At 42.7% G+C, this 23,661-nt stretch carries 20 protein-coding genes; 9 read left to right on the top strand and 11 right to left on the bottom strand.

Annotation, left to right across the window (positions count from 1 at the left end; all coding sequences use genetic code 11):
• Positions 1-404: 404 nt before the first annotated feature.
• From BGI33_RS10290 to BGI33_RS10305, 4 genes are all read right to left on the bottom strand, one after another.
• Positions 405-824, bottom strand: a complete 420-nt coding sequence (locus tag BGI33_RS10290; protein ID WP_100091090.1) for an HIT family protein — start codon at positions 822-824, stop codon at positions 405-407.
• Between the two features lie 53 nt (positions 825-877).
• Positions 878-3,097, bottom strand: a complete 2,220-nt coding sequence (locus tag BGI33_RS10295; protein WP_100091091.1) for a UvrD-helicase domain-containing protein — start codon at positions 3,095-3,097, stop codon at positions 878-880.
• Positions 3,098-3,222: 125 nt separating this feature from the next.
• On the bottom strand, positions 3,223-3,999 hold the full coding sequence (locus BGI33_RS10300) for a 2-keto-4-pentenoate hydratase (protein ID WP_100091092.1): 777 nt from the start codon (positions 3,997-3,999) through the stop codon (positions 3,223-3,225).
• A gap of 39 nt (positions 4,000-4,038) precedes the next feature.
• Positions 4,039-4,971 (bottom strand): LysR family transcriptional regulator, encoded by a 933-nt coding sequence (locus tag BGI33_RS10305; RefSeq protein WP_100091093.1) that lies wholly within the window; start codon positions 4,969-4,971, stop codon positions 4,039-4,041.
• Positions 4,972-5,268: 297 nt separating this feature from the next.
• On the opposite strand from BGI33_RS10305, the gene metE reads away from it, so the two are divergent.
• Positions 5,269-7,542, top strand: a complete 2,274-nt coding sequence (gene metE / locus BGI33_RS10310) for a 5-methyltetrahydropteroyltriglutamate--homocysteine S-methyltransferase (protein WP_100091094.1) — start codon at positions 5,269-5,271, stop codon at positions 7,540-7,542.
• A gap of 565 nt (positions 7,543-8,107) precedes the next feature.
• Here the strand turns inward: metE and BGI33_RS10315 are convergent.
• Complete coding sequence (locus tag BGI33_RS10315) at positions 8,108-8,980, bottom strand: LysR family transcriptional regulator (RefSeq protein ID WP_180296993.1); 873 nt, start codon at positions 8,978-8,980, stop codon at positions 8,108-8,110.
• Between the two features lie 117 nt (positions 8,981-9,097).
• Between BGI33_RS10315 and BGI33_RS10320 the strand changes: the two genes are divergently transcribed.
• Both BGI33_RS10320 and BGI33_RS10325 read left to right on the top strand, forming a co-directional pair.
• Complete coding sequence (locus BGI33_RS10320; RefSeq protein WP_100091096.1) at positions 9,098-9,760, top strand: NADPH-dependent F420 reductase; 663 nt, start codon at positions 9,098-9,100, stop codon at positions 9,758-9,760.
• 64 nt (positions 9,761-9,824) lie between these two features.
• Entirely contained in the window at positions 9,825-10,613 is a 789-nt protein-coding gene (locus BGI33_RS10325) for an SDR family NAD(P)-dependent oxidoreductase (RefSeq protein WP_100091097.1), read from the top strand.
• A gap of 1,472 nt (positions 10,614-12,085) precedes the next feature.
• Here BGI33_RS10325 and BGI33_RS10330 read toward each other — a convergent pair.
• From BGI33_RS10330 to bioH, 3 genes are read right to left on the bottom strand one after another with little or no spacing between them, the layout of a single operon-like run.
• Positions 12,086-12,976 (bottom strand): patatin-like phospholipase family protein, encoded by an 891-nt coding sequence (locus tag BGI33_RS10330; protein ID WP_100091098.1) that lies wholly within the window; start codon positions 12,974-12,976, stop codon positions 12,086-12,088.
• A gap of 6 nt (positions 12,977-12,982) precedes the next feature.
• Positions 12,983-13,798, bottom strand: a complete 816-nt coding sequence (locus BGI33_RS10335) for a methyltransferase (protein WP_100091099.1) — start codon at positions 13,796-13,798, stop codon at positions 12,983-12,985.
• The gene (gene bioH / locus BGI33_RS10340; RefSeq protein ID WP_100091100.1) at positions 13,795-14,547 is read right to left on the bottom strand and encodes a pimeloyl-ACP methyl ester esterase BioH; all 753 of its coding nucleotides are present in this window, start codon (positions 14,545-14,547) and stop codon (positions 13,795-13,797) included. The genes BGI33_RS10335 and bioH overlap by 4 nt, the downstream gene beginning before the upstream one ends.
• Between bioH and BGI33_RS13880 the strand changes: the two genes are divergently transcribed.
• From BGI33_RS13880 to ftsY, 6 genes are all read left to right on the top strand, one after another.
• Positions 14,546-15,256: a ComF family protein gene (locus BGI33_RS13880; RefSeq protein WP_257378957.1), complete on the top strand. Its 711-nt coding sequence runs from the start codon at positions 14,546-14,548 to the stop codon at positions 15,254-15,256. The two genes, bioH and BGI33_RS13880, sit on opposite strands and share 2 nt — an antisense overlap.
• 324 nt (positions 15,257-15,580) lie before the next feature.
• Positions 15,581-16,330 carry a septal ring lytic transglycosylase RlpA family protein gene (locus BGI33_RS10350; RefSeq protein ID WP_373885381.1) on the top strand — a complete coding sequence of 250 codons (750 nt, stop codon included), beginning with the start codon at positions 15,581-15,583 and terminating at the stop codon, positions 16,328-16,330.
• A 79-nt stretch (positions 16,331-16,409) separates the two neighbouring features.
• Positions 16,410-16,988: a Holliday junction branch migration protein RuvA gene (gene ruvA / locus BGI33_RS10355; protein WP_100091101.1), complete on the top strand. Its 579-nt coding sequence runs from the start codon at positions 16,410-16,412 to the stop codon at positions 16,986-16,988.
• A gap of 41 nt (positions 16,989-17,029) precedes the next feature.
• A complete protein-coding gene (locus BGI33_RS10360) occupies positions 17,030-17,578 on the top strand; it encodes a 5' nucleotidase, NT5C type (protein WP_100091102.1) in 549 nt (182 codons plus the stop codon).
• A gap of 38 nt (positions 17,579-17,616) precedes the next feature.
• Positions 17,617-18,231, top strand: coding sequence for a Type 1 glutamine amidotransferase-like domain-containing protein (locus BGI33_RS10365; protein WP_100091103.1), 615 nt, complete (start codon positions 17,617-17,619; stop codon positions 18,229-18,231).
• Positions 18,232-18,415: 184 nt separating this feature from the next.
• Complete coding sequence (ftsY, locus tag BGI33_RS10370; RefSeq protein ID WP_100091104.1) at positions 18,416-19,705, top strand: signal recognition particle-docking protein FtsY; 1,290 nt, start codon at positions 18,416-18,418, stop codon at positions 19,703-19,705.
• 108 nt (positions 19,706-19,813) lie between these two features.
• On the opposite strand, the gene BGI33_RS10375 is transcribed toward ftsY, so the two are convergent.
• Genes BGI33_RS10375 through BGI33_RS10385 form a run of 3 tightly spaced genes read right to left on the bottom strand, consistent with a single transcriptional unit; the run spans position 19,814 to position 23,519 of the window.
• Positions 19,814-21,808 (bottom strand): DUF3732 domain-containing protein, encoded by a 1,995-nt coding sequence (locus BGI33_RS10375; RefSeq protein ID WP_100091105.1) that lies wholly within the window; start codon positions 21,806-21,808, stop codon positions 19,814-19,816.
• Positions 21,799-22,293 carry a three component ABC system middle component gene (locus BGI33_RS10380; RefSeq protein ID WP_100091106.1) on the bottom strand — a complete coding sequence of 165 codons (495 nt, stop codon included), beginning with the start codon at positions 22,291-22,293 and terminating at the stop codon, positions 21,799-21,801. The genes BGI33_RS10375 and BGI33_RS10380 overlap by 10 nt, the downstream gene beginning before the upstream one ends.
• 2 nt (positions 22,294-22,295) lie before the next feature.
• Positions 22,296-23,519, bottom strand: coding sequence for an ABC-three component system protein (locus BGI33_RS10385; protein ID WP_100091107.1), 1,224 nt, complete (start codon positions 23,517-23,519; stop codon positions 22,296-22,298).
• Positions 23,520-23,661 lie beyond the last annotated feature (142 nt).

A 23,661-nucleotide genomic window follows, 5' to 3' on the forward strand; every position in this document is an offset into this window, starting at 1 on the left:
GCTCAAGCTTGATGGTACTGGCTACTGAGGATGGTTTGTCGCTTTATTGTTGAGGAAAAGGGTAAGCCCAAGTTTGGACTGTTTAAAGTTTGCTAAATATGCAGGATGTGGCTGGTATGAAATAGCAAAGCTATTTAAGCTGCAATCTACTGATGGGCATAGTCCGCTATCGATGGAGAAATAAATTATCGCTCCTCTACCCAAGTGGTAGGTATAGGAGCGATGTGGATGATTTGGCACAATAGATAATTTGTTGTGGACAAATTTAATGTTTTTGGCTGAATAAAATTCAGCATGTATGCTTAACCCCTTATAAAACAATGGGTATAGCGTAGAGGGTACTGTTTATTTTGTTGCTTATCTGTGGATAATGCTGTGGATAAATTATCAATCAAAGTGGTAGCTCAGGCCAGCTCGGCGCGTAATTGTGCTGCCAGCTGTGCCAGTTCTGCCTGATCAGCAGCCACACTCTCGTGTTTTCCCAATTCATGAATATGACCGGGAATTAAATGGATATGATAATGAAATACAGATTGGCCAGCCTGCTCACCAGATAGCTGTAATTGAACAACGCCATCGCGGTGTAAAACTTTACGCTGTGCACCAATGATTTTCTTGGCTGCACTGAATACCGCAACGAGATAGTCTTGCGGCATATCGGTTAACTCGACTGCTTCGCATTTCGGAATCACCAGTACATGGCCGCGTGCCTGTGGCATCACGTCCATAAAGGCCAGTGTCTGTGTGTCTTCATAGACTTTATGGCAGGGAATTTCGCCGCGGATGATCCGCGCAAATATATTGTTACGGTCATATTGTTGCATTATCTGTCTCCTCTCAGGCCTGTTTGCTTACCAGTTGTTACCTGAGTAACGGTTTAAGAAATAATGGTTAGCTTGCTTTTGGCAAATACGGTATCCAGTTCTTTAATCCCCTGTTTGCCGAAGTTAATGGTCAGACGTGCGCCTTCAGCCTTGTGAGTAGCGTCTATAATCACACCAGTACCAAAACGTTCATGGTGAACATTCTGTCCAAGCTGGAAGCCGTCAAAATCAGTACTGGCTGGTGTTTCTGCCAGTTTACTGCGACTGTGAAACGGATTGGTGCGCTGTGTCGTCTGTTGTCTGCTTACCAGAGAATTTTTATGTGCTGACAGATAGTGCAGCACTGCCTCAGGTATTTCATCCACAAAGCGTGATGGCAGGGCAAAGTGAGTTTGCCCGTGTAACAGGCGCTGTTCCGCCATGGTTAAATACAGGCGTTTGCGTGCTCTGGTAATGGCTACATACATCAGGCGGCGTTCTTCTTCCAGCCCGTCCCGCTCAGCCATGCTGTATTCACTCGGGAACAAACCTTCTTCCAGCCCCGTGAGAAATACACCATCGAATTCCAGCCCTTTGGCCGCATGCACCGTCATTAACTGCAAGGCATCTTCGCCCTGCCCGGCCTGATGTTCACCTGCTTCCAGTGAGGCTGTGCTTAAAAAGGACAGTACGGCGGATAACGGGTCGTTTTCATCATATTCTGGCTCAAGATTAAAACCGGATTCCTGCGGTTTGAATGCTACGGCAGCATTCAGTAATTCTTCCAGATTATTGATACGCTCCTGCTGCTCGCCTTTCTGGGTGCGGTAATGTTCCATCAGGCCGCTATCATAAATGGCTGCGGCCATCAGTTCCGGCAGGGAAACTTGCGCAGCCTGTGCCTGCAAATTTTCAATCAGGTGCACAAAAGCAGCAATTTTACTGTTTTTGGCGGCCAGACTGGTGGCGGCCTGCCACAGTGAAATACCAGTTTCATTGGCTGCTGCCTGTATATTTTCAATGCTGCGTGCGCCGATACCGCGTGCAGGTACATTGATTACCCGCAATAATGCATTATCATCATTGGGATTGACCGTCAGCCGCAGATAAGCCAGTGCATGCTTAATTTCCTGACGTTCATAAAAACGTAAACCGCCGTAAATTTTGTAGGGTATGCCGGCGCGAAACAAGGCCTGTTCCAGCACACGGGATTGGGCATTACTGCGATAGAGCACTGCCATCTGCATGTAATTCAGCCCTTCACGGTGTAAAGCCTTGACTTCATCAACCACAAACTGAGCTTCTTCTATATCATTGATTGCCTGAAGCACGCGGATTTTTTCACCACTACCTGCTTCTGTACGTAGATTTTTACCCAGACGGCTGGCATTATGCGCAATCACGGCATTGGCTGCGGTAAGGATATTGCCTACAGAGCGGTAATTCTGCTCCAGCCGGATAGGTTCGCTTACACCGAATTCGTGCAGAAAACGCGTCATATTTGCTACTTCAGCACCGCGAAAGCGGTAAATACTCTGGTCATCGTCGCCGACGGCAAAAACCGCCGCATGTTCTCCGGCAAGCAGTTTTAACCAGGCATACTGTAATTTGTTTGTGTCCTGAAATTCATCAATCAAAACATGATTAAAACGATTCTGGTAATGGCTGCGCAGCACTTCATTGCTTTGCAGAATTTCATAACTGCGCAACATCAGCTCAGCAAAATCCACTACGCCTTCATTCTGGCACAAGCTATCATAGGCAGCATAGCATTCAATCATCAGCCGCTCATGCGGGTCGCGTGCCGTTAACTGGGAAGCACGCAGACCATTTTCTTTTTGTGCATTAATAAATCCTTGCAAACTGCGCGGTGCAATGACTTCATCGGCAATATTCAGCTGTTTGAGCAAACGCTTTACTACAGCCAGCTGGTCGCCAATATCAAGTATCTGGAATGTTTTCGGCAGGCCGGCTTCCTGATAGTGCAGGCGCAAAAAGCGATGGCACAGGCCATGAAAAGTACCCAGCCACATTGCGCGTACTGAAACTGGCAATAGCGCACTCAGGCGCAATTGCATTTCCTTGGCCGCTTTATTGGTAAAGGTTACGGCCAGAATACTGTGTACACTGGCCTGACCAGTCTGTAATAACCAAGCAATACGGGTAGTCAAAACCCGGGTTTTACCACTTCCAGCCCCTGCCAGCACCAGCGCAGGTTGCGCGGGCCAAGTTACGGCAGCTAACTGTTCACTATTAAGGCCGGCCAGCAGACCGGCAGAAGATAAAATTTCCATAGTGCTTATTGTAGCTGATTAAGGCTGAAAAATCGCTGTGAAAAATATGCCTATAGCCTATGGTGTGAATATTTAAATAACTGAATAATAAAGTTTACTCTGCTGTTTGAGCGTGCTAAGCCGAATCAGGGCAATACATGCAGGGTTAAACTCTGGTTGATAGCGCCAGTAAAATTAGCACTGTATTCCCCTGCCACCAGCTTATGGGTCAGAAAAAAGGCACCGGAAGATACCACCTCGCCTGCATGTAAACTCAGGCCATGCTCAGCCAGCTTTTTCAGCAACCATTGCAAAGCATATAGTGGATTGTCCATCACCGCACTGGCCTGAGCAGTGATCACTGTCTGGTTATCCAGAGTGAGCTCAACCTGAATATTGCTCAGTGCATCTACCTGTAAATCATGGCCGTCGATACGGTCACCATAGACAATATAACCACCTACTGCACCATCAGCTACAATCAGATATTTATTCAGCGCCGGAAACCAGTGTGCAAAGCGAGAGTCGGGAATCTCCATACAGCCGGTTACCCAGACACGCTTTAACAAATCCGCGTCGCTTATGCCGTAGCTTAAATCAGTTTTGGCAATAAAACCCAGCTCAGCTTCAATCAGTGGCGCATTCATCTGTGTCAGCGACAGCGTGGCCGGTGCACGCAATATCTGGCGCTGTTCTAGCTGCCCATACAATGGTTCCTCCATGCGGAGCAGCATCTGGGTAATTTTATTGGTCAGAGAAATTTTATAGCCGCCCAAAGGCGTAGTCTTGCCAGCAGTAAACATATGCTGTATCTGATAGGCATCATTTATATCACGCACACTTTCAGTATAGCCGAGCATACTTAATGGCTGCTGCTGTTCGTACGCCTGTAGCAACGATGCAGCCAGTTTCTGATAATCCATCCTGCTCCTTTTTGTACCTGCCAGAGTTGCCAGTACAGATTAATCTGGTGTACTGAGCGGGCTAAGCCCCGGTAAATCGGCAAAACTGCGTTCGCGTACAATCTGGCAGAAATTATCCAGATAGCTTTTATTACCATCAGATTCGCGTATGGCTGCATATAGCTCACTTTGCAGCGGTTTATCGCCAATCTGCCGTGCGACCACATAGCCCTTTTCCAGATAGGGCATTACTGTCCAGTAAGGCAAGGCGGCAATACCACGCCGGCTTGATACCAGTTGGATAATGGCAATGGTTAACTCACTATTGCGGCGCGCGGGCTGCACACCAGCCGGTTTTAATACCTTGCGCAGTAAATCCAGCATATCGTCTGGTACCGGATAAGTGATAAGTGTTTCATCTACAAAATCCTGTGCCTGCCATACGCTTTTAGCGGCCAGCGGATGATCCTTGGCACAAATACCCACCATTTCATAAGCAAACAGCGGTTGAAAAATAATTCCCGGCTGCGGCGCATATTCAGACACAATCGCCAGATCAGCCCGATGAGTCAGCAACAGCCCCACTGGGTCTGCCTGAAAGCCGGACACAATATCCAGCTCCACTTTTGGCCACAGCGGCCGGAAAGCATCCATGGCCGGCATCAGCCAGTCAAAACAGGTGTGACATTCCACTGCCACGCGCAGCTCCCCTGCTTCCCCCTCAATAATCTGCGCCATATCCAGCTCGGCTACCGTTACCAGTGGCGTAATTTCGCGTGCCAGCTGCAACAGACGCACACCAACCGGCGTAAAGTGAATTGGGTTGGACTTACGTTCAAACAGCGGTGTACCATAAAATTGTTCCAGAACACGAATCTGATGTGACAGCGCAGACTGGGTCAAAAAAACCCGTTTGGCAGCCATTGATACACTACCGGTTTCTTCCAGAGCCAGCAAAGTGCGTAAATGACGCAGTTCAATAATCGACTCCATATTTTCCACCCTTGATTAGCATTTTAACTACGGACACAAGTTAAAAAATTCATAAACAGCCGCGCTGTTTATAAACAAAAATTATATGGCTAACATAATTATCATCTTGCTGGTAGCCACTTATCTGTTTCCAGACTAAACACCTACGTACCATATCATACTCTCGCATTGCATTGTACTGAAATACAGTATTAAAAATATTCATACGTAACCGCAAAATTTATCGCTTGTCGTCATGTTATAACTCACGCACACTGATAATTATTGAAATTCATCATCGCATAGGGAGAAATAAATATGAATACATTCCATCTGTCTGGTTACCCACGTGTTGGCGCCAAACGCGAACTAAAATTTGCGGTTGAAGCCTTCTGGAAAGGTAATAAAAGTGAAGCCGAGCTGCGCCAGACTGCCGCCGATATCCGCCAGAAAAACTGGGCTACCCAGATTGCTGCCGGCGCAGACTTGCTGCCTGTAGGTGATTTTTCCTATTACGACCACGTACTGGATACCCTGTGTGCACTCGGAGCCATTCCCGCACGCTTCGGTTTTGATGCAGCCAAGCTCACACTAAGCCAGTATTTCGAACTGGCACGCGGTAATGCCACTCAGGTAGCCATGGAAATGACCAAATGGTTTGATACCAACTACCATTACATCGTGCCAGAATGGCATCAGGATACCAGCTTCAAAGCCAACGCAGCCAACCTGATTGCCCAGATAGAAGAAGCCAAAGCCACCGGTCACGATATCAAACCCACTCTGGTAGGCCCGCTTACCCTATTATGGCTGGGTAAAGAAAAAGATGCCGGCCATAACCGGCTGCAATTATTGCCGCGCCTGTTGCCTGAATACCAGAAACTTTTACGTGAACTGGCCAATGCTGGTGTTGACTGGATTCAGATTGACGAACCGATTCTTGCCGTCGATATTGCCCCCGAATGGCTGGATGCTTTCGCACCTACCTATCAGGAGCTGGCCATCACCGGTACCCGCATCATTATCGGTACTTATTTTGGCAGTGTTGCCGAACATCTTAATTTACTCAAAAGCCTGCCAGTAAACGGCGTACATATCGATTGCGTACGCGCACCGGAACAACTGGCCGAATTTGCCAACGCATGGCCGGAAAACAAAGTACTGTCTGTTGGCCTGATTGACGGACGCAACGTCTGGCGTGCCAATCTGCGTGAAGTGATTGATTTACTCGCACCAGTTGCTACCCAGCTAGGCAACAATTTGTGGATTGCCCCGAGCTGTTCATTGTTACACAGTCCGCAGGATTTAAGCGTAGAAGAGAAACTTAACCCCGAAATCAGAAACTGGCTTGCCTTTGCTGCCCAGAAATTGCGGGAGCTGGGCATCATCAAACAGGCACTGGCACACGGTAAAGACACCGTACAGGAAGCACTTGCTGCTTCCGATGCGGCTGCTGCCGGACGCAAAACCAGCAAACTGATTCATAATGACAAGGTTGCAGAGCGCGTAGCCAGCCTGCGCGCTCATGCCGACCAACGCCACAGTCCGTTTGCACAGCGGATTGAAAAACAGCAGGCATGGATGAATCTGCCCTTGCTGCCAACCACAACCATTGGTTCCTTCCCACAGACTCAGGAAATCCGTCAGGCACGTGCAGCCTTTAAAAAGGGCGAGCTGAGCGCGGCTGATTACGAAGCCGCCATGAAAAAAGACATTGCCTACTGTGTTAAACAGCAGGAACAACTGGATATCGATGTACTGGTGCATGGTGAAGCCGAGCGCAACGATATGGTCGAATACTTTGGTGAGCAACTGGATGGCTACTGCTTCACCCAGTATGGCTGGGTGCAAAGCTACGGTTCCCGCTGCGTTAAACCGCCGATTATTTTTGGTGATGTTGCACGCCCCAAAGCCATGACCGTTGCCTGGTCTGCCTATGCCCAGTCTCTGACCAAACGGCCGATGAAAGGTATGTTAACTGGCCCCGTAACCATGATGAAATGGAGCTTTGTGCGTAACGATGTACCATTGAGTCTGGTATGCAAACAAATTGCGCTGGCACTGAACGACGAAGTGCTGGATCTGGAAAAAGCCGGCATCCGCGTTATCCAGATTGATGAGCCAGCCATTCGTGAAGCCTTGCCGCTGAAACGTGCACAATGGGATGAATATCTGGCCTGGGCATGTGAATCATTCCGCCTTACCTCAACTGATGCCGACGACAGCACTCAGATTCACACCCATATGTGCTATTCCGAATTCAACGACATACTGCCCGCCATTGCCAGCATGGATGCCGATGTAATTACCATTGAAACCTCACGTTCCGATATGGAATTACTGGATGCCTTTGTGAAATTCAGCTATCCGAATGACATCGGTCCCGGTGTTTACGATATCCACAGCCCGCGTGTACCTACCGAAGCAGAAGTAGAACACCTGCTGCGTAAAGCACTGAAAGTAATCGACCAACGGCGTTTATGGGTAAATCCAGATTGCGGCCTGAAAACCCGAGGCTGGCCAGAAACCACCGCAGCACTGGAAGTGATGGTGAAAGTAACCAAAAAACTGCGTGCCGAATTAAACGCCTAAACCCCGCTTAGCCCTGCACAACCCAACCGCTCCGGCACAACCGGGGCGGTTTTCTGTATCCGCTTGCTAAATTAACGCTCAGGAAAAGACCAATAAATAATTAATTAAATAATCCAATCGGAATAAAATGCACATATAAAAGCCCCTGTATTATTCAGGCACATTTCCTCAATAAATATACAGTCATGCTACATAATGGCTATAAAGCCGTAACAAAAATGTAACGTAAGCCACCACTTTAATTTAATGCAAGCCACTTTCGCTATACTGGTAAACAGACCAGCATACACACCGCCAATCTTGGGTACAGGATTATATTGTTGCAAGCTGAAAATATTGCAGCTCTTTAATAAAGCATCCTGTTACAGCCGATATCACGCATAGGGCACAAAGCATTTAAAATGCATAATCTTATGCCTTTTGCCCATTGCGGTATATGAGTTGATACAGTGAAAAAAGCGATTTAAGCGTTGTTTTACTTCTGACTGAATTGAGAAATTATTATCTGAATCAATATCGATTGTGACCTTAATATTGATTCATCAATGTAACCGAATAATAGACCCTAAGACATAGAATCAAGCACAAACTCAATAAAAGTATTAAGCTTTGATGGCCGTTGCCTGTCGGCAGGATAAAGTAAATGTACTTCTCTTGCTGGTGGTAAAAAATTTTGTAATATGGGTAGTAATTTATTTTGTGTGATAGCCTCTCTAAGCATAGATTCAGGTAGCATGGTGATACCTAATCCTTCGACTGCTGCGGTTGCTAACGCCAAAGTATCATTGCTTGTCAACGAACCTGATATGGGAAGGTGAACTAACTTTCCATTAATCGTAAAAGGCCAAAGATAATCTTTTTTACTTGGATTAACATACTGATAAATCAGGCACTGATGTTTTTTTATATCATTGGGAACAGATGGCACACCATATTGAGCCAGATAACTGGGCGAAGCCGCAAAAATGAGTTGATAAGGATTTAGTTTACGAGCAATTAAACCTGAATCAGTTAATTCACCAACGCGAAACACAATATCAAAATTTTCCTGAACTAAATCAACATAGCGATCATTCAATTGAATATCCACACTCATTTTTGGATAGCGTTTCATAAAATGGCTTATTACTGGTATTACATTAAAATGTCCGTAGCTTACCGGAGCACTAATTTTTAAATTTCCCCTCGGTTCATCACTATATTGTTGTGCAAGCGTTTTAGTTGCTTTAATTTCTCCTAAAATAAACAAACATCTTTCATAATATTGTTTGCCAAACTCGGTAAGATTTTGCGACCGAGTTGTTCTATTTAATAGCTTTAAGCCCAAATAATTTTCTAAAAATACAATATATTTAGCGATCATTTGTGGTGATGTATTTAATGAAATAGACGTCGCCGCAAAAGAACCGGTTTTCACGGTCAAGACAAATGCCTCCATACATCTAAATAAATCCATATTGCCAACTCTAAGTTGTTAGTAAATCAATTATAACAATATTTATTATGTTTTAATTTGTAATGATAATGCAAATAACTGTCCAAAAAAGGAAATATTATGCTGAAAAAGATTGGTATTATTGGTGCAGGATTTGTCGGCCAAGCCTGTGCGACCATATTTATGCGGGCAGGCTATCAGATTATGTTAAGTAACTCACGAGATAAAAATACACTATTTAGTGCGGGCAGTAACATAGGTTGTCAAATTGGCAGTCGAGATGAAGCCATTGAATTTGGAAATGTTATTTTGATCGCGATTCCATTTATTAATTATTCACAACTACCCGCTGATTTAATGGATAATAAAATAGTGCTTGATGCAATGAACTATTATCCTAATCGTGACGGGCATTTTCAGCAATTAGATAACTATGAAATCACAACCAGTGAATTGGTTGCTCAGCATCTTTCTAAATCCAAAATTGTTAAAGTCTTTAATGCAATTCTGGCAAAAGATATTGTTAAAGATGCCAAACCAGATAATAAGTTGAATAGAAGAGCAATCCCTGTGGCTGGCAATGATTTAGCAGCCAAACAAACTGTTTTTAATTTACTCGAACATGTCGGCTATGATTATGTTGATGTTGGTCTTTTATCTGATAGCTGGAAATTTGAACGGGCTAAGCCTGCGTATTGCTTCCCATTAAATGTTCAACAGTTACATGATGCACTAAAGCAAGCACAAAGAGACATCGAATTACCAGAAAATTCATGGAAATAAGTGATTAAAAATTTGAATATTACTAATCAATAATCATAAATTATTATAAAAAGGTAAATAAGATATGAAAAGCAGAGATAATAAATATACTGTTATCACCGGTGCCAGCTCTGGAATAGGCTATGCAACAGCCATCGCTTTTGCCAAGCGAGATAAAAACCTTATTGTGATCGCCAGACGGAAAGAAAAACTGGAAGCATTAAAGCAAGAAATAACAAGCATTAATGCTAATGTAGAGGTTATGATTAAAGTATGCGATTTATCCAGCGCGACAAATACTCATTCGCTATTTGATGATTTAGAAAACTATTTTATCGAAACGTGGATAAATAATGCCGGATTCGGACATTATGGAAGCGTTAAAGATCAGGATTTAGATAAAATAGAAACCATGCTTCATCTCAACATTGAAGCATTAACAATTCTCTCTACCCGTTATGTCAGTAAATATCAAAATGAGCCAGGCACTCAAATTATTAATATTTCATCGCGTGGAGGATATACAATCGTACCCAATGCGGTTACCTATTGTGCCACTAAATTTTATGTTAATGCCTTTACTGAGGGATTGGCACATGAATTAAAGCAGGCTAAAGCCAAATTGGTGGCAAAAGTACTTGCACCTGCTGCAACAGAAACAGAATTTGGTCACGTAGCAAATAACACATTTAAATATGATTATAAAAAACAGTTTAATCAGTTTCATACAGCCGATCAAATGGCGGGCTTTTTAATAGCACTTTATGATAGCGATAAAACGATTGGTGAAATCAGTACCAAAGACTTTTCATTTAGTCTAAAAGATGGCGTTTTGCCTTATTCTGATAATCCTTTGCAGAATCAAAAATCCTAATTGCTATTTGCTTAACACTAAATGATATTTTCAACCTGAAACATCTTAACAAGCATTGTGCTTGTTAAGATGTTGGTTAAAAATCAAAAATTACCAAATCCGTATACATGCCCAAACAGCATTAGGTGGTGATAGCAGATAAACACCATCACTATTATTTTGAATACTTAAACAAAGCACTATACTTTCTGGAATCCCAAAACACATTCTGCGTGATAGCAAGTTGGTAATCACAATGATTAATTATCCAGTTAATACGTCTAGATTAGGATAATATAATGTGATGTCGGAAATTACATTACAGGTTGATTACCCATATCTAACATCAATTGTAATCATTTATAAGCTCATGACAAAAGTTGGTGGCTTTAATTATTGCCATAAACATATTAATATTGCTGCGTCTTTTTCTTCAGTTCTACTGGTTATTAGTATTTTGCTGGCCGGCTTCTTCGTTATTCGAGTCTGTTTGTACTTTAAATTTTTTGACATTTTCAAGTGCAGCTGAAGCCATTCTGCTCATGGTTTCCCTGAGGATTTTTCCATCATCTAAGCTTATTATATGAAAAGAATAACCAAATTAAAATCAGGACAAGGGTGAAATTCATTAGCAAAAATTGAAAAAATTATTTATAATCAAATTTTTATAATTGAAACGTTTGATACCTGCCATTATTAAGCGTGCAAAAGAACACAGTGCAAATTAGCTTGTTATTAATTTGACTTTAATAAATTATTTTCAATAAACTCTTAATATTAATATATATATTTCATTTTTTATAATCTAGCTGAACTATCCGTTGATATACAGTTAAAAAGTAGAAAAATTTCTAGCATAAAAACATAAAAGAGGATCAAATATGAAAAATGACTGAGTGCCAAAGCGTATCCATATTAGAAGCATAAGCTGTATTTCCCATAATAAAATCTACTCTAAAAATGGCATGGATAATTCACTTTTTTATCCATAATGAAAAAATATGAGGTATGAAGACACTGATATTAGATTATGAATGGTTTTTAGGAACCAAAAACGGAAACTTAAATAGATATTTGCGAAACTCATTTTAAAACCAAAGCTTCATGAAGAAATCGTAAAAATTTAACGGCTTCACCATAAGTATCGCATTGAGTGCTAGATTGGTTTTTTAACCATCTGTTCAAAGCTCAATCGAAACTAAACTATTAGTTGCTATATGCCATACTAATTTAACGATAAAATTTTCATGTTTATCGTGTCAGATTTAAAAATTTAACCATTATGTTTTATACCCGTTTCTTGGTTAAATACAGCGGTTAGATTTTTAGAAGTACCAACAGATATTGCTGAGTATGGGTAATAATTAATTGTGCTGCTTAATTAGCATTAAATTTCAGCTATTGATTTTACCCTGTTTTTAACAAAATTAACCTGAATAAAAACGCAGACTGCCACATAGGCAGTCTGCACCGGCTGTTTTTAATTTATATACCTAGTTAACCTGATATTTGGCCAGTACCGCCCGAATCTGTGGTAAAGCAGCACGTGCTGCCTGTTCACCTAGCTGGATAGCCTGAGTTTTCTGGTCAAAGCCGCCAACAGTACCCAGCTTCTGTACCTGTGGACTGATAATCACCTGTGCTTTACCCAGCTCGCTGCTTAGCGCTGATGCACTCATGATGTTAAGGCTCTGGTCGAGGTAAGAGAAAAAACCTTCGCTGGTCAGACGTGCGGGTTTGGCCGAGATATCTACAGCAATCACCACATTGGCGCCAAGCTGTCTGGCAGCACTAACGGGCACGGGGGCAACCAGACCGCCATCGACAAAACGCTTATTACCGATAACAGCAGGCTGAAAAATATTGGGAATACTGGCAGAAGCCCGTACCGCCTGCCCAGCATTGCCACTGGTGAAAACCGCCATGCGCCCAGTACCAAATTCAGTGGCTACTGCGCCAAAGCGGATAGGAAATTGCTGAATCGGTTTATTACGTACTTTGGCATTGATGTAATCTTGCAGTTTCTGCCCTTTGATAAAGCCGGAAGTAGACAGTACCGGATCGACCAGATCGGATTTATTCAGTATTTCGGCTTCCAGCTCCAGCCGGTCGGGGCTCATACCGGAAGCGTACATGCTGCCCACAAGCGCTCCGGCACTGGTACCGGTAACAACACGTACCGGAATGTGATTTTCCTGTAACACCTTAATGACGCCAATATGGGCAAACCCTTTGGAAACGCCCCCACCAAGTGCCAGCCCGATAACGGCGCGAGGCTTGGCAGGTGCCGGCGGTGTGGCCGGAGCAGTGCTTTTGCAGGCAGTAATGGTAATAAATGTGGTAATAATCAGTACGCTATTGCGCAGCAACGCTGTGAATTTCATATGATATTAAGGTTCGGATGTTTTGGTTGCAGATGATGGATAAAATTGTATAGGTGCAGCATTCTCTGGCAGTACCTGTTTTTTAACGCCATGTCCATACACGAGCTCAAGCGTAACGTTATGGATATCATTGTTTTTCCAGGCCTGAGCCAGAATGCGCACCGCATCAATTTCGTTATCAAATTGCAGGCTCTGCCACAGGCCGGCTGTGCGCATATCATCAATAAAGCGCTCTGCTCTGGTGTATTGCAGGGTAAGCATGTTCATGTCCATCACTGGATCGTAAAAGCCGTGCTGGTACAGCATATCCCCAAGGTCGTGCATGTCGAGCAGGCGCGGAGTTTTGACAACTATACCCTCTGCGCGCCACAGTGTCAGAACTTCTTTCAGAGTATCCGGACCAAAATGGCTGAAAAACAACAAACCATCCGGCTGCAAAGCTTCTGCCCAGTTTTTTATCACCGCTATTGGATCCGCCTGATGAATCAGGCCGAGATTACTCCATACCATATCGGCAGTCTGATTGCCGGGAAGCTGGTCGGAAACAGTTTGTGCAGGCAGGCTGCCATTGAGTTTCTGCCACCAGCTCAGTTTGGCCTTGCGAATAGCCTGAGCCGCCTGTAAATAGGTATTGCGGCTGTCAAACTCCTGAAACTGAGCCTGAGGATAACGCATTTTGAGCAGCCGGTAGCTTTCATTGCCATCTGCGGCGGCCAGCAGGATGTGCTGCGGTGGTTGTCTCAGAATACTCAGGCGTTCGTCCAGAGTAGCGGCCAGATGTGCATGGAGAAACCAGTCTGGCTGGTGTGGCAGGGTTGTCATGAATGTTGTTCCCAAAACTGGCCCAGTGCTCGGGCAAATTCATCAGGATGGCTTAAAAATGGTGTGTGTGCCGCCTGCGGCAGGAGACACCATTCGCTTTGCGGTAGTTGCTGATGCAGATATTCACCCATGCGTGGCGGGGTAATGGCATCGCGGCCGCCATAAACCAGTAATACCGGACAGTTTATGCTACTGAGTAACGGGCGTAAATCAGCCTGTTCCAGTGCATGCAAAGCAGCGTTAAGAGCAGCAGGCGGCCCATACTGGCAGATGGCGGCTACCAGACTGTCGAGACATGCATGTGCACAAGTATCTGCATACAGCATCTGCAATTGTAGAAACTGTTGCATGTATTTGGGATAATCTTCACTGAATTTGCCGGCCATCATATTAAGGCTAACGCGCTGCAAACCTTGCGGATAGTCGCTGCTGGCCATCAGTTTGGCCAGACTGGCCGTCAGGCACAGCGAGGCTACTTTGTCTGGATAGCGTGCCGCCAGACTTAATGCCACCATGCCACCTAGCGACCAGCCAAGTAAATGGGTACGAGCAGTTAGTTGCGTGGCCAGTTGGTCGGCAATGCTGTCTATATTAAAAGTACCATCAAATGGTGCACAGCCATGGCCGGGCAAATCCGGGATACACCAGTGTTTTTGCCATGTGGCCGGCAGATGCTCCAGCAAAGGGTCGAATATATGGTGATTGGCGCCCCAGCCGTGAATCAGTAAAGTTTGGGAAGGTGTAGTCATGGGTATGATTTCATTACTCACTTCATTCTGGCACGCATGTATCGGTATGCCACATTGCTTATTATGCCACGATTATGCACATGTCTCAGGTTTGTGCCGGGCATGCTGGCATGATATGACCGCTTTGCAGCGTACCGATACAGATATATGTCTGCGTTGTCGTGGTGGCCGACTAGTGGCCGGACTTTGCGAGCAGTGTCAGCAGCAATGGCCGTTTACCACCTTGTATGCCAGTTACCGCTATGCAGCGCCATTGCAGCAGATGCTGAGCGCATTCAAGCATCAGCGGCAGCTCGCCTTGCTGGATACACTGGCGGCACTGATGCTGGCACAGCCGCCGCAATGGCTGGCGCAAGTAAAGATAGATGCTGTACTGGCCATGCCACTAAGCCGCAAACGTTTGTTTGAACGGGGTTTTAATCAGAGCCAACTGCTTGCCGCAATCATTGCCCGGCATTACGCGCTGCCAGTGCTGCGGCCAGACTGCGTACAACGTTGTTACCGGCCGCCACAATCCACTTTGAAAAAGTCAGCACGCCAGCGCAATGTACGCGGTGTATTTCGTCTTAATCATGCAGTAAAAAAACGTAACCTGTTGTTAATCGATGATGTTGTGACCACAGGCGCAACAATTACTGAATTGGCTCAAACCCTTAAGAAATCGGGCGCTTCACGGATTTATGTCTGGACACTGGCACATCCGGAATGAAAAATCTTTGACAGACAAAGGGCTATTTGGCATAGTGTCGCCCTGTTAAATAACTGATTCAATTATTAACTGCGTTACAATTTTGGCATTTTGCCAATTAGTAAGCAACTTTCTGAACCCGCCAATGTGCTGTAATAAATAACAGCCGGTGTTTGTTCTTGCCAATTGAGGTTACAGCCTCTCCCGCCACATTTTAAAGTGGCCGCCGCTGTTTTTTGCTGTCTTAGTATAAATTCAGTTTTTACCGGACAAAGTATTGTTGTGAACAACAATGGTTGTGCGTCTGGTTTTTGCGTCTTTTACTCAAAGAAACGGAAATACGGTTTGATCAGGATTAAAGTATTATTTGTTAGTGTGGCAATGATGTTTGGTTTCAGTATGGCTTATGCCAAACAAACCAGTAATTTGTCAGCGCCGGTTTATCATGCTAAAAAATCAGTATCTAATCTTACAGTAGTACCAGCAGAACATCTGCACAAAACAGCTAATCTTAGCTATCAGGTAGCGGGCAAACGTTATTACCCGCTGCAAAAAGTGGCCAGTTTCAGTCAGGTAGGCCGAGCCTCCTACTATGGTCAGAATTTTCAAGGGCGCCGCACTTCATCTGGTGAACGTTTTAACAGCCAGATGCTTACTGCCGCTCACCCAACCTTGCCTATTCCCAGTTATGCCCGGGTAACCAATCTGTCCAATGGCAAGACAGTGGTCGTACGTGTTAACGATCGTGGCCCGTTTCACGCTAACCGGGTAATGGATTTATCCTATGCCGCAGCGCAGCAGTTAGGTTTCGTCCGTGCCGGTACCGCTCAGGTACGGGTAGAACAGATTGTGCCCGGCGAACGTATCCAGCCGGCTGGCACAGGTGGCAATATTTATGTAGACCTACAGCGGTTTGGCAGCAAAGAAAAAGCCCAGCAATATCTGAAAGCAACCTCACAGCATTTGCTGGCGGCCGGAAGCCAACATCAGGCCAAGCTAGTAAAAGTCAAAGACAGCTATGTTGTCCGCATGGGGCCTTTTCAGCAACAGCAACGTGCTGATGAAGCGAAAAAATCAATGCTAACCGCATTGTAAACCCTGCTGTCAGGTCGGAAAAAAGCCCGTGGTATCATGCACGGGCTTTTGTTTATTTGCTAGTTGGAAAAGGAATATAATGATTGGTCGTTTACGTGGAATTGTACTGGAAAAAAATCCGCCTGTAGTCGTACTTGATGTTCATGGCGTGGGCTACGAGGCTCAAGTATCCATGCAAACCTTTTACACCTTGCCGGCAGTGGGAGAAGAGACGGCACTGTATACACAGCTAGTGGTACGTGAAGACGCCCACCTGCTATTTGGCTTTGGCTCCCGCGAAGAACGGGAAACATTCCGGGCTCTGGTAAAAGTAAGCGGTATTGGAGCCAAAAGTGCTTTGGGTATTTTATCCACCCTTACCAGCGATGAACTGGCTACGGCAGTTGCCTCCGAAGACATTAAACGCCTGACAGCCGCGCCCGGTATCGGTAAAAAAACTGCCGAACGCATGGTACTGGAATTACGTGGCAAGCTCGCCGGTGGTGGCAATGCCGCTGGTCTGTTTACCCCGGAAGCCACTGGTAGTAACGAAGATATTATCAATACACTGCTTGCCTTAGGCTATACCGACAAAGAAGCCCGTACTGCCTGCAAAAATATACCGGCGGGCACTGACATCAGTGAGGGCGTACGGCTGGCCTTAAAAAACATGCTATAACTATTTGTTTGATAATGACACAAGCCACCATAGGAATTTGTATGGCCTCTAAATTGATTTTGCTGGATCAGGATGGCGTTTTAGCCGACTTTGAACAGGGAGTACGGCAACTATGGCAGCAGACTTATGAACAACCACTGCCACTGGCTGAACGCAGGCATTTTTACCTGTGTGATGATATGGCACCCCAGTATCACCAACAGCTAGCCCGGATTTACAGCAGCAAAGGTTTTTTCGCCTCCTTACCACCCATGCCAGATGGTATTGCCGCGGCCAGACGCTTACTGGAAGCCGGTCATGATGTGCGTATCTGTACCTCACCCATTCAGGCTTATCATTACTGTGTAGCTGAAAAATTTGACTGGGTATGCCAGCATCTGGGCGAAGACTGGCTACAGCGCATTATTTTAGCCAAAGACAAAACATGGGTACGTGGCGATATTCTGATTGATGACAAACCACAGATAAGCGGCAGCCTGATACCGCAGTGGCAGCACTGGATTTACGATCAGCCTTACAATCGAACCCAGACCGGGCTGCACCGGGTAAACTGGGCACAGCCCGAAACCTGGTCTGAATTATTGCAATAAAGACCATACAGAATAAATAGAAAGGTTGGAGACTAGCAGTGAAAACAATATTTTTAACCTCCTATATTGCCGGAACAACCCAGCAGCTTGCAGATTTTATTCAGAAAAATCAAATAAACAGTAAAAATGTCCTGTTTATTCCCACTGCTGGCAATGTTGAAAGTTACACCGGATATATAGATGAAGGCAAAGCAGCACTGCAACAACTTGGATTTCAGCTTGAATTACTGGATATAGCCAGTGTCGATACCCAGCAGTGCCACCAGGCCTTTGCTGCCGCCGAAATAATCTGCATAGCCGGCGGCAATACATTTTATTTATTGCAGCAACTGAAAAGAAAAAATCTTGATCAGTTACTTGTATACAGAATTGCACAGGGCTGCATTTATATCGGCGAGTCGGCAGGCGCAATTATTCTGGCCGCAGACATTGAATATAGCAGTATGATGGACGACAGCAGTCTGGCTCCTCAACTGGAGAACTATGCCGGTTTAAATGTCATCGATTTCTATCCATTACCGCATTATATAGAAGAACCTTTTGCAGATTCAGTACAGCAAATCTATGCGAAGTATAGCAATCATTTAAAGCTAATACCTTTTAATAATCAGCAGGCTATTATTATAAGTAATCACGATTATACAGTGGTCTAAATATCCATGAATATAAACAGCCAAAAGGATTGCGCGAATAAGCAAAACCGCCTGAATAACATGGCAATCATGTCATAATGTATTATCAAACAAGCATCTGCTTAGGCTACAATAGCACAATTAATTCATTACCAAAGACAAGTGTTTATTGAACTTTGGTTTACCCTAGTATCAGGAATACCCCATGTTTCGATTTTTTAAAAGAAAAAAAAATACAGAGCCAGCAGTGGAACAATCCACATCCACGCCCAGCCAGCCAGAGAGTGTACAACAGCCACAGGATGTAATTGTTGAATCAGCTCCGGCTAAAACAACTGTTAAAACTGAAGCGGAACCCAACCACCCTACCACAGCCGAAGCAGCACCAGCTGACGAAGCAACTGCCCAACCGGCCGCCGAGACAGCCGAAGAAATCATTGTACCGACAGTGGTGGATGAACCGGCAGCCATTGCCACAACCACAGAACCAGCATCAGCCCAGACACCGGCAAGCGAAAATGCCATGGTTATCCCGGTTGCACCAGCAGAAACCAGTAGCGAGGCAGATAAACCGGCCAAGCTGGGCTGGGCAGCACGCTTAAAACAGGGGCTGAGCAAATCGCGTAACCACATGGCCAAATCGCTGGCTTCCGTGTTTGGCGGCGGCAAAATCGACGAAGACCTGTACGAGGAGTTGGAAACCGTACTGCTCACCAGCGATATGGGTATCGAAGCCACCGAAAAACTACTGGCACAGGTACGCCAGCGTGTGACCCTGAAAGGGCTGAAAAACGGTAACGAACTGCGCAGTGCCCTGAAAGAAGCATTGTATGAATTACTACAGCCCCTACAGCAACCCCTGATTTTACCCACAGATAAAAAGCCGTTTGTTATCATGATGGCTGGTGTGAATGGCGCAGGCAAAACCACCAGCATCGGTAAACTGGCCAAATATTTCCAGAGCCAGGGTAAAAGCGTACTATTGGCCGCTGGTGACACTTTCCGCGCTGCTGCGCGCGAACAATTGCAGCAATGGGGTGAGCGCAATAACGTTACCGTGATTGCGCAGGCTTCCGGCGATTCGGCTGCCGTTTGCTTTGATGCACTGGAAGCCGCCAAAGCACGCGGTATTGATGTGGTACTGGCCGATACCGCCGGCAGATTACCTACCCAGCTACATCTGATGGAAGAAATCAAAAAAGTAAAACGCGTACTACAAAAATCCCTGCCCGAAGCGCCGCATGAAGTGATGCTGGTACTGGACGCCAACGTTGGCCAGAATGCCATCAATCAGGTAGTCGCATTCGATGACGCCCTTGGCTTAACCGGCCTGATTGTTTCCAAACTTGATGGCACCGCCAAAGGCGGTATTCTCGCCGCACTGGCGGCCAAACGCCCTATTCCGGTACGTTTTATCGGCGTAGGTGAAGGCATCGATGATTTACGCCCGTTTGATGCACGCGCGTTTGTGGATGCGTTGATTGAGGATGAGTAATATTTGTTATTAGGATTAAAAAAGCTAGTTATATTTAAAACTAGCTTTTTTAATTGCTTACTTATTAGAAATAAAATTAGCAAATAAGCCATATTTATTTCAAGTTAATTATAAGATCCATTCTTGAGGGATAAGACCATCGCCTTTTTTCTTCCAACAGGCGGCTTCATAAGTATTATCTATTTCACCCCAAATAGACTTGTCTGCATGTTCGAGTACAATTATTTGGAAATTAAAATTACTTTTTTGAAGTGCAGAGGACAGGACTTCGAAGATTTTTTTTGTTGCTAGGATATCATTTTGTGTTGTAGCGGTGATTGGTAAATTATTAGTGCTATATTGATCTAACAGGTTTTCCCCTGTTGGGGTACTTGGAAAATATACCTGACTAGGTTGGTCTATCACTATAAAACTAAATGGAGGTAAATTAATGTTTTCTGGGAGAGATAAGAATTCGTGGATCGCTAAAAATGCTGAAATATGATACCCCATCCAGTTCGCACCGCTTCCTACTTCCCATAAATATTCTTTAACTGTGTTATTTATTCTAAAGCTTAATGTAAGTTCTTTAGAGTCTAATTGAATCTCTCCATGTTGCTCAAGCTGAAGTTGGGATGAATATGAGTCGATAAGTGAATTAATTTTTGAATATGTCGTTAATCCGTGATTTCTAATTGCTGAATTAGATAAATATTCTTTCAAAGAATTAATTCTTTGTTTTAATATTTCAGGTTTGCTATCAATATTATCAGTTTGCTCAAGTTTATTCAGATAGATTAAGGCTTCTTCAATTCTTCCTAATAATATATATATTTTTTTTAAGGAATCACCTTCTATTTTGTTGGCGTTGATGATATTTAATTTTGCTTTATTTATTTCAGATAATATATTTTTTTTATCTCTTAATTTTTGCTTTAATTCTGCACTTATAGTATCAGTAATAGGATTATTAAATAGTGCGTTTGATAAAGTGTTAATTTCAGAGACTTTAGTTTCCAGATTATTAATGACAGATGATAAAAACTTAGTTTCTGCCCCACAAGCAATACACTTGCCAGAGGGAGACAAATTTTCCTTTAACCAGTCGAAGCCAATTAGGTGCTTTTTTTCTGTCTCAATTGCCAAGGTAAAGTCTCTACCTTTCAAAAAAATTTGCTCATAATCGGTTATGCTATTTTTAAGATCAAAAATTTCTTTTTGAATTATTTCTTCTTGTTGAATTAAATGATTGTATTCATCATTTGTGGAAAAATAATTTAAATTTTTTTCTAAAAAAACAGCATTTCCTTGTTTGTATAAGTTATGTATATTTTTTAGATCTTCAATCTTTTTATCTAAAGAAATATTGGATGTGTAGTCAGATGTGGGTAAAAGACAACCATATTCAATACATTTATACCATAAATGATCAATTTCAGATTTTCTACTTTCTATTCTGATTTGTCTGGCTTGTTGATTTCTTTCAATTCTTTGAAGTTCTTTCTCCAGATCTCTACATTCTTTCTCCTTTCTCATATATTCTCGGTCATGAATACCCAGGGCTAAAGGCAAAACTCTTTTTAGTCGTTCTTTATTTTGATAAGTATCAGCTTTGAAAAAAAGTGCATATGGGTTTGCAACAATATGCTGAGGTAAAAAATTAAATGCAGCAATATCCCTGTATGATGCTCTTCCATCAAAGCCTATAGACGTATCTTTTTCCGCTAATATTAAATCACTTAATTGTGCAAAATTATTAAATTGACTTTTGAATGTTGTCAGATTATGGGTAACTTCTAATTTAAGAGGAAACTCATTTGTATAAGGCTTAAAATAAAAATTTCCAGCTGATCTGCCGATAGGTTTTTCACGCGCAATAATATATTTGTCATTCTGGATATCAACGATGATTCCAAACCATTGAACACTATCTCTAATTATTCCAGCAGGGATAGCACATTTACTTGATCCAAGACAATAATCAATTATGGGAATAACAGCAGATTTTCCTGTTCCACTAATTCCATGTATAAAATTCAGTTTGTCTTTCTTAAAATCTATTTTTTGAATTTTGTTCTTTGGATTAGATGGCCATAATAGTAGTGAATCTATCATTAGTTGCATATTGTATTTCCCAAAAGTAATTTATAAATTGAAGCCGTATCCATATTTGCATACCAATTAGCTAAACGTTTAAGTGTTTTAGTCATTTCTTTTGGTAAGCTATTTTTAATAGCTTGGGGTAATTTTTTGGAAGTTCTTTTAAAATACGCTTGCTCAGTATCAGCATTAATGATTGCTATTAATCCAGACGCTACTGCAAGGTTCAAACCTTGAAGAGTGGCACCTGAAAAGCTGGAAATACGTTGTTTTAAATTTATACGGATCGCAGGTTTTTCTTCTATAATTGTATTGAGATTTGTATTGAGTTTTCGGTTTTGCATAGCTTCCCTACTAGATTTGTGCCAAACAAAAGGTAGAATTAATAAAAATAACAATAGGTCAGGATTGCGCTCATTATTTTTTTTTAGTAGCTCATCGCAGAAATAAACTTGCAAATAACAAGATAGCATACTGTTGTTGATAATATTTCGATCCAGATAAGTCATATCTAAAATTCCTCATTTTTTTTAAATTTATCGTGCCAATAAATATAAAATTCATTGGTATTATCGTTGGCTAGAAAATGATAATGGCCTTGTGTAAAATAAGGCTGTTTAGTAGGGTTGTTATTTAAATCAGGAAGATAACTTATATCTGTAGTTGAATCATATATTTTTTCATATTGAGAAATTTTTTCATCCTCGGTAACATTTGAAAGATCGTACTTTGTCCATTCATTCTTCCAGCGCTGGTACAATATATCTTCACGTTCCTGCCATGCATCCAAGGGAATATCGCCAATACTTTCGAGTCTCACCTTTTCGGAATAAAAAGCCCAATAGTTTTTTAATGCTGTATTAATATGTTCCTCGCTTTTATTTATACTACAAAGTTGATCTATAAATAGATGCTTTTTATCAATATCTTTCTTCAGATATTCTTGATATGCTGTTTTGTAAAAGGATTGTTCACAGAAGCGATTTTTTTTTCTTGCGATAAGTTCACTATACAGAAGATTTTTATAAGTCTGCGGTATTAATTGAACACTTTGTTTCTGTTTCCACGCGCAGATGCATTCATTTATCATATGTGCAAATACGGATTTATAGATATTTTCAGATTCCTGAATAAGTTCAGATGGTATGTGTAATAAATTAATAGTGGCCGATTTGGGATCTTGAGTTGACTTTGTTCCATCCTCAGAAAGTAAGGTAATATTTTTAATTAAGAACTTTAAATTTTCATCTTGATACTTTAATACTTCCCCTATTGTTTTTTTGATTTCACTGCTATCCTTTAAGCCGTTATAAATTGCCTTTCCTTTTTCTTTTAATCTTGCTAGTGCTGCATCAATTTCTTGATCACTTTTTGCTTGCGATAAAATATATGCTAAGTTATCTTTTTTGATCGTTTTATTAGATACCAAACAATATGTGATTTTTTCATATTTTTCACGTGCTTCTTCTATAAAAAATAGCCAGATATGGAGTGTGTGCCATAAATTGTAACTGCTGTCTTGATATGGTTGGTGGTTATTTTGGATTGAATGCTTATCTTGTTCGAAAAAAACCTGCCAATTTTCGTTTTCGGAACGTATTTCTTCAACTACGTCATCTGCTGTTTCGATTCCGATAACTGTATTATTAGTTTCACAGGAAAAAATCCGATAAAGTGCACGTTGCATTTGGTAGAGAAATCCCAAAATTTTAGAGCTTGCATCTTTGGTAACCATTTACATCTTTCTTCGGGATGGTTAATGATTTAAACACTAGAGCTTCAATTTAACTTTATTTAATATTATTTTTTATATTTAATCAATATGTAACATAATAATATATTGATAAATATTAAAACCATTTGTTTTTATATGAAAA

This window comes from Snodgrassella alvi (genome assembly GCF_002777425.1).
GTDB lineage: Bacteria > Pseudomonadota > Gammaproteobacteria > Burkholderiales > Neisseriaceae > Snodgrassella > Snodgrassella alvi_B.

Bases quoted from the DNA above. Each gene is read 5' to 3' on its own strand.
- BGI33_RS10290 (WP_100091090.1), bottom strand. From the start codon at position 824: ATGCAACAATATGACCGTAACAATATATTTGCGCGGATCATCCGCGGC.
- BGI33_RS10295 (WP_100091091.1), bottom strand. From the start codon at position 3,097: ATGGAAATTTTATCTTCTGCCGGTCTGCTGGCCGGCCTTAATAGTGAA.
- BGI33_RS10300 (WP_100091092.1), bottom strand. From the start codon at position 3,999: ATGGATTATCAGAAACTGGCTGCATCGTTGCTACAGGCGTACGAACAG.
- BGI33_RS10305 (WP_100091093.1), bottom strand. From the start codon at position 4,971: ATGGAGTCGATTATTGAACTGCGTCATTTACGCACTTTGCTGGCTCTG.
- metE (WP_100091094.1), top strand. From the start codon at position 5,269: ATGAATACATTCCATCTGTCTGGTTACCCACGTGTTGGCGCCAAACGC.
- BGI33_RS10315 (WP_180296993.1), bottom strand. From the start codon at position 8,980: ATGGAGGCATTTGTCTTGACCGTGAAAACCGGTTCTTTTGCGGCGACG.
- BGI33_RS10320 (WP_100091096.1), top strand. From the start codon at position 9,098: ATGCTGAAAAAGATTGGTATTATTGGTGCAGGATTTGTCGGCCAAGCC.
- BGI33_RS10325 (WP_100091097.1), top strand. From the start codon at position 9,825: ATGAAAAGCAGAGATAATAAATATACTGTTATCACCGGTGCCAGCTCT.
- BGI33_RS10330 (WP_100091098.1), bottom strand. From the start codon at position 12,976: ATGAAATTCACAGCGTTGCTGCGCAATAGCGTACTGATTATTACCACA.
- BGI33_RS10335 (WP_100091099.1), bottom strand. From the start codon at position 13,798: ATGACAACCCTGCCACACCAGCCAGACTGGTTTCTCCATGCACATCTG.
- BGI33_RS13880 (WP_257378957.1), top strand. From the start codon at position 14,546: ATGGGTATGATTTCATTACTCACTTCATTCTGGCACGCATGTATCGGT.
- bioH (WP_100091100.1), bottom strand. From the start codon at position 14,547: ATGACTACACCTTCCCAAACTTTACTGATTCACGGCTGGGGCGCCAAT.
- ruvA (WP_100091101.1), top strand. From the start codon at position 16,410: ATGATTGGTCGTTTACGTGGAATTGTACTGGAAAAAAATCCGCCTGTA.
- BGI33_RS10360 (WP_100091102.1), top strand. From the start codon at position 17,030: ATGGCCTCTAAATTGATTTTGCTGGATCAGGATGGCGTTTTAGCCGAC.
- ftsY (WP_100091104.1), top strand. From the start codon at position 18,416: ATGTTTCGATTTTTTAAAAGAAAAAAAAATACAGAGCCAGCAGTGGAA.
- BGI33_RS10375 (WP_100091105.1), bottom strand. From the start codon at position 21,808: ATGCAACTAATGATAGATTCACTACTATTATGGCCATCTAATCCAAAG.
- BGI33_RS10380 (WP_100091106.1), bottom strand. From the start codon at position 22,293: ATGACTTATCTGGATCGAAATATTATCAACAACAGTATGCTATCTTGT.
- BGI33_RS10385 (WP_100091107.1), bottom strand. From the start codon at position 23,519: ATGGTTACCAAAGATGCAAGCTCTAAAATTTTGGGATTTCTCTACCAA.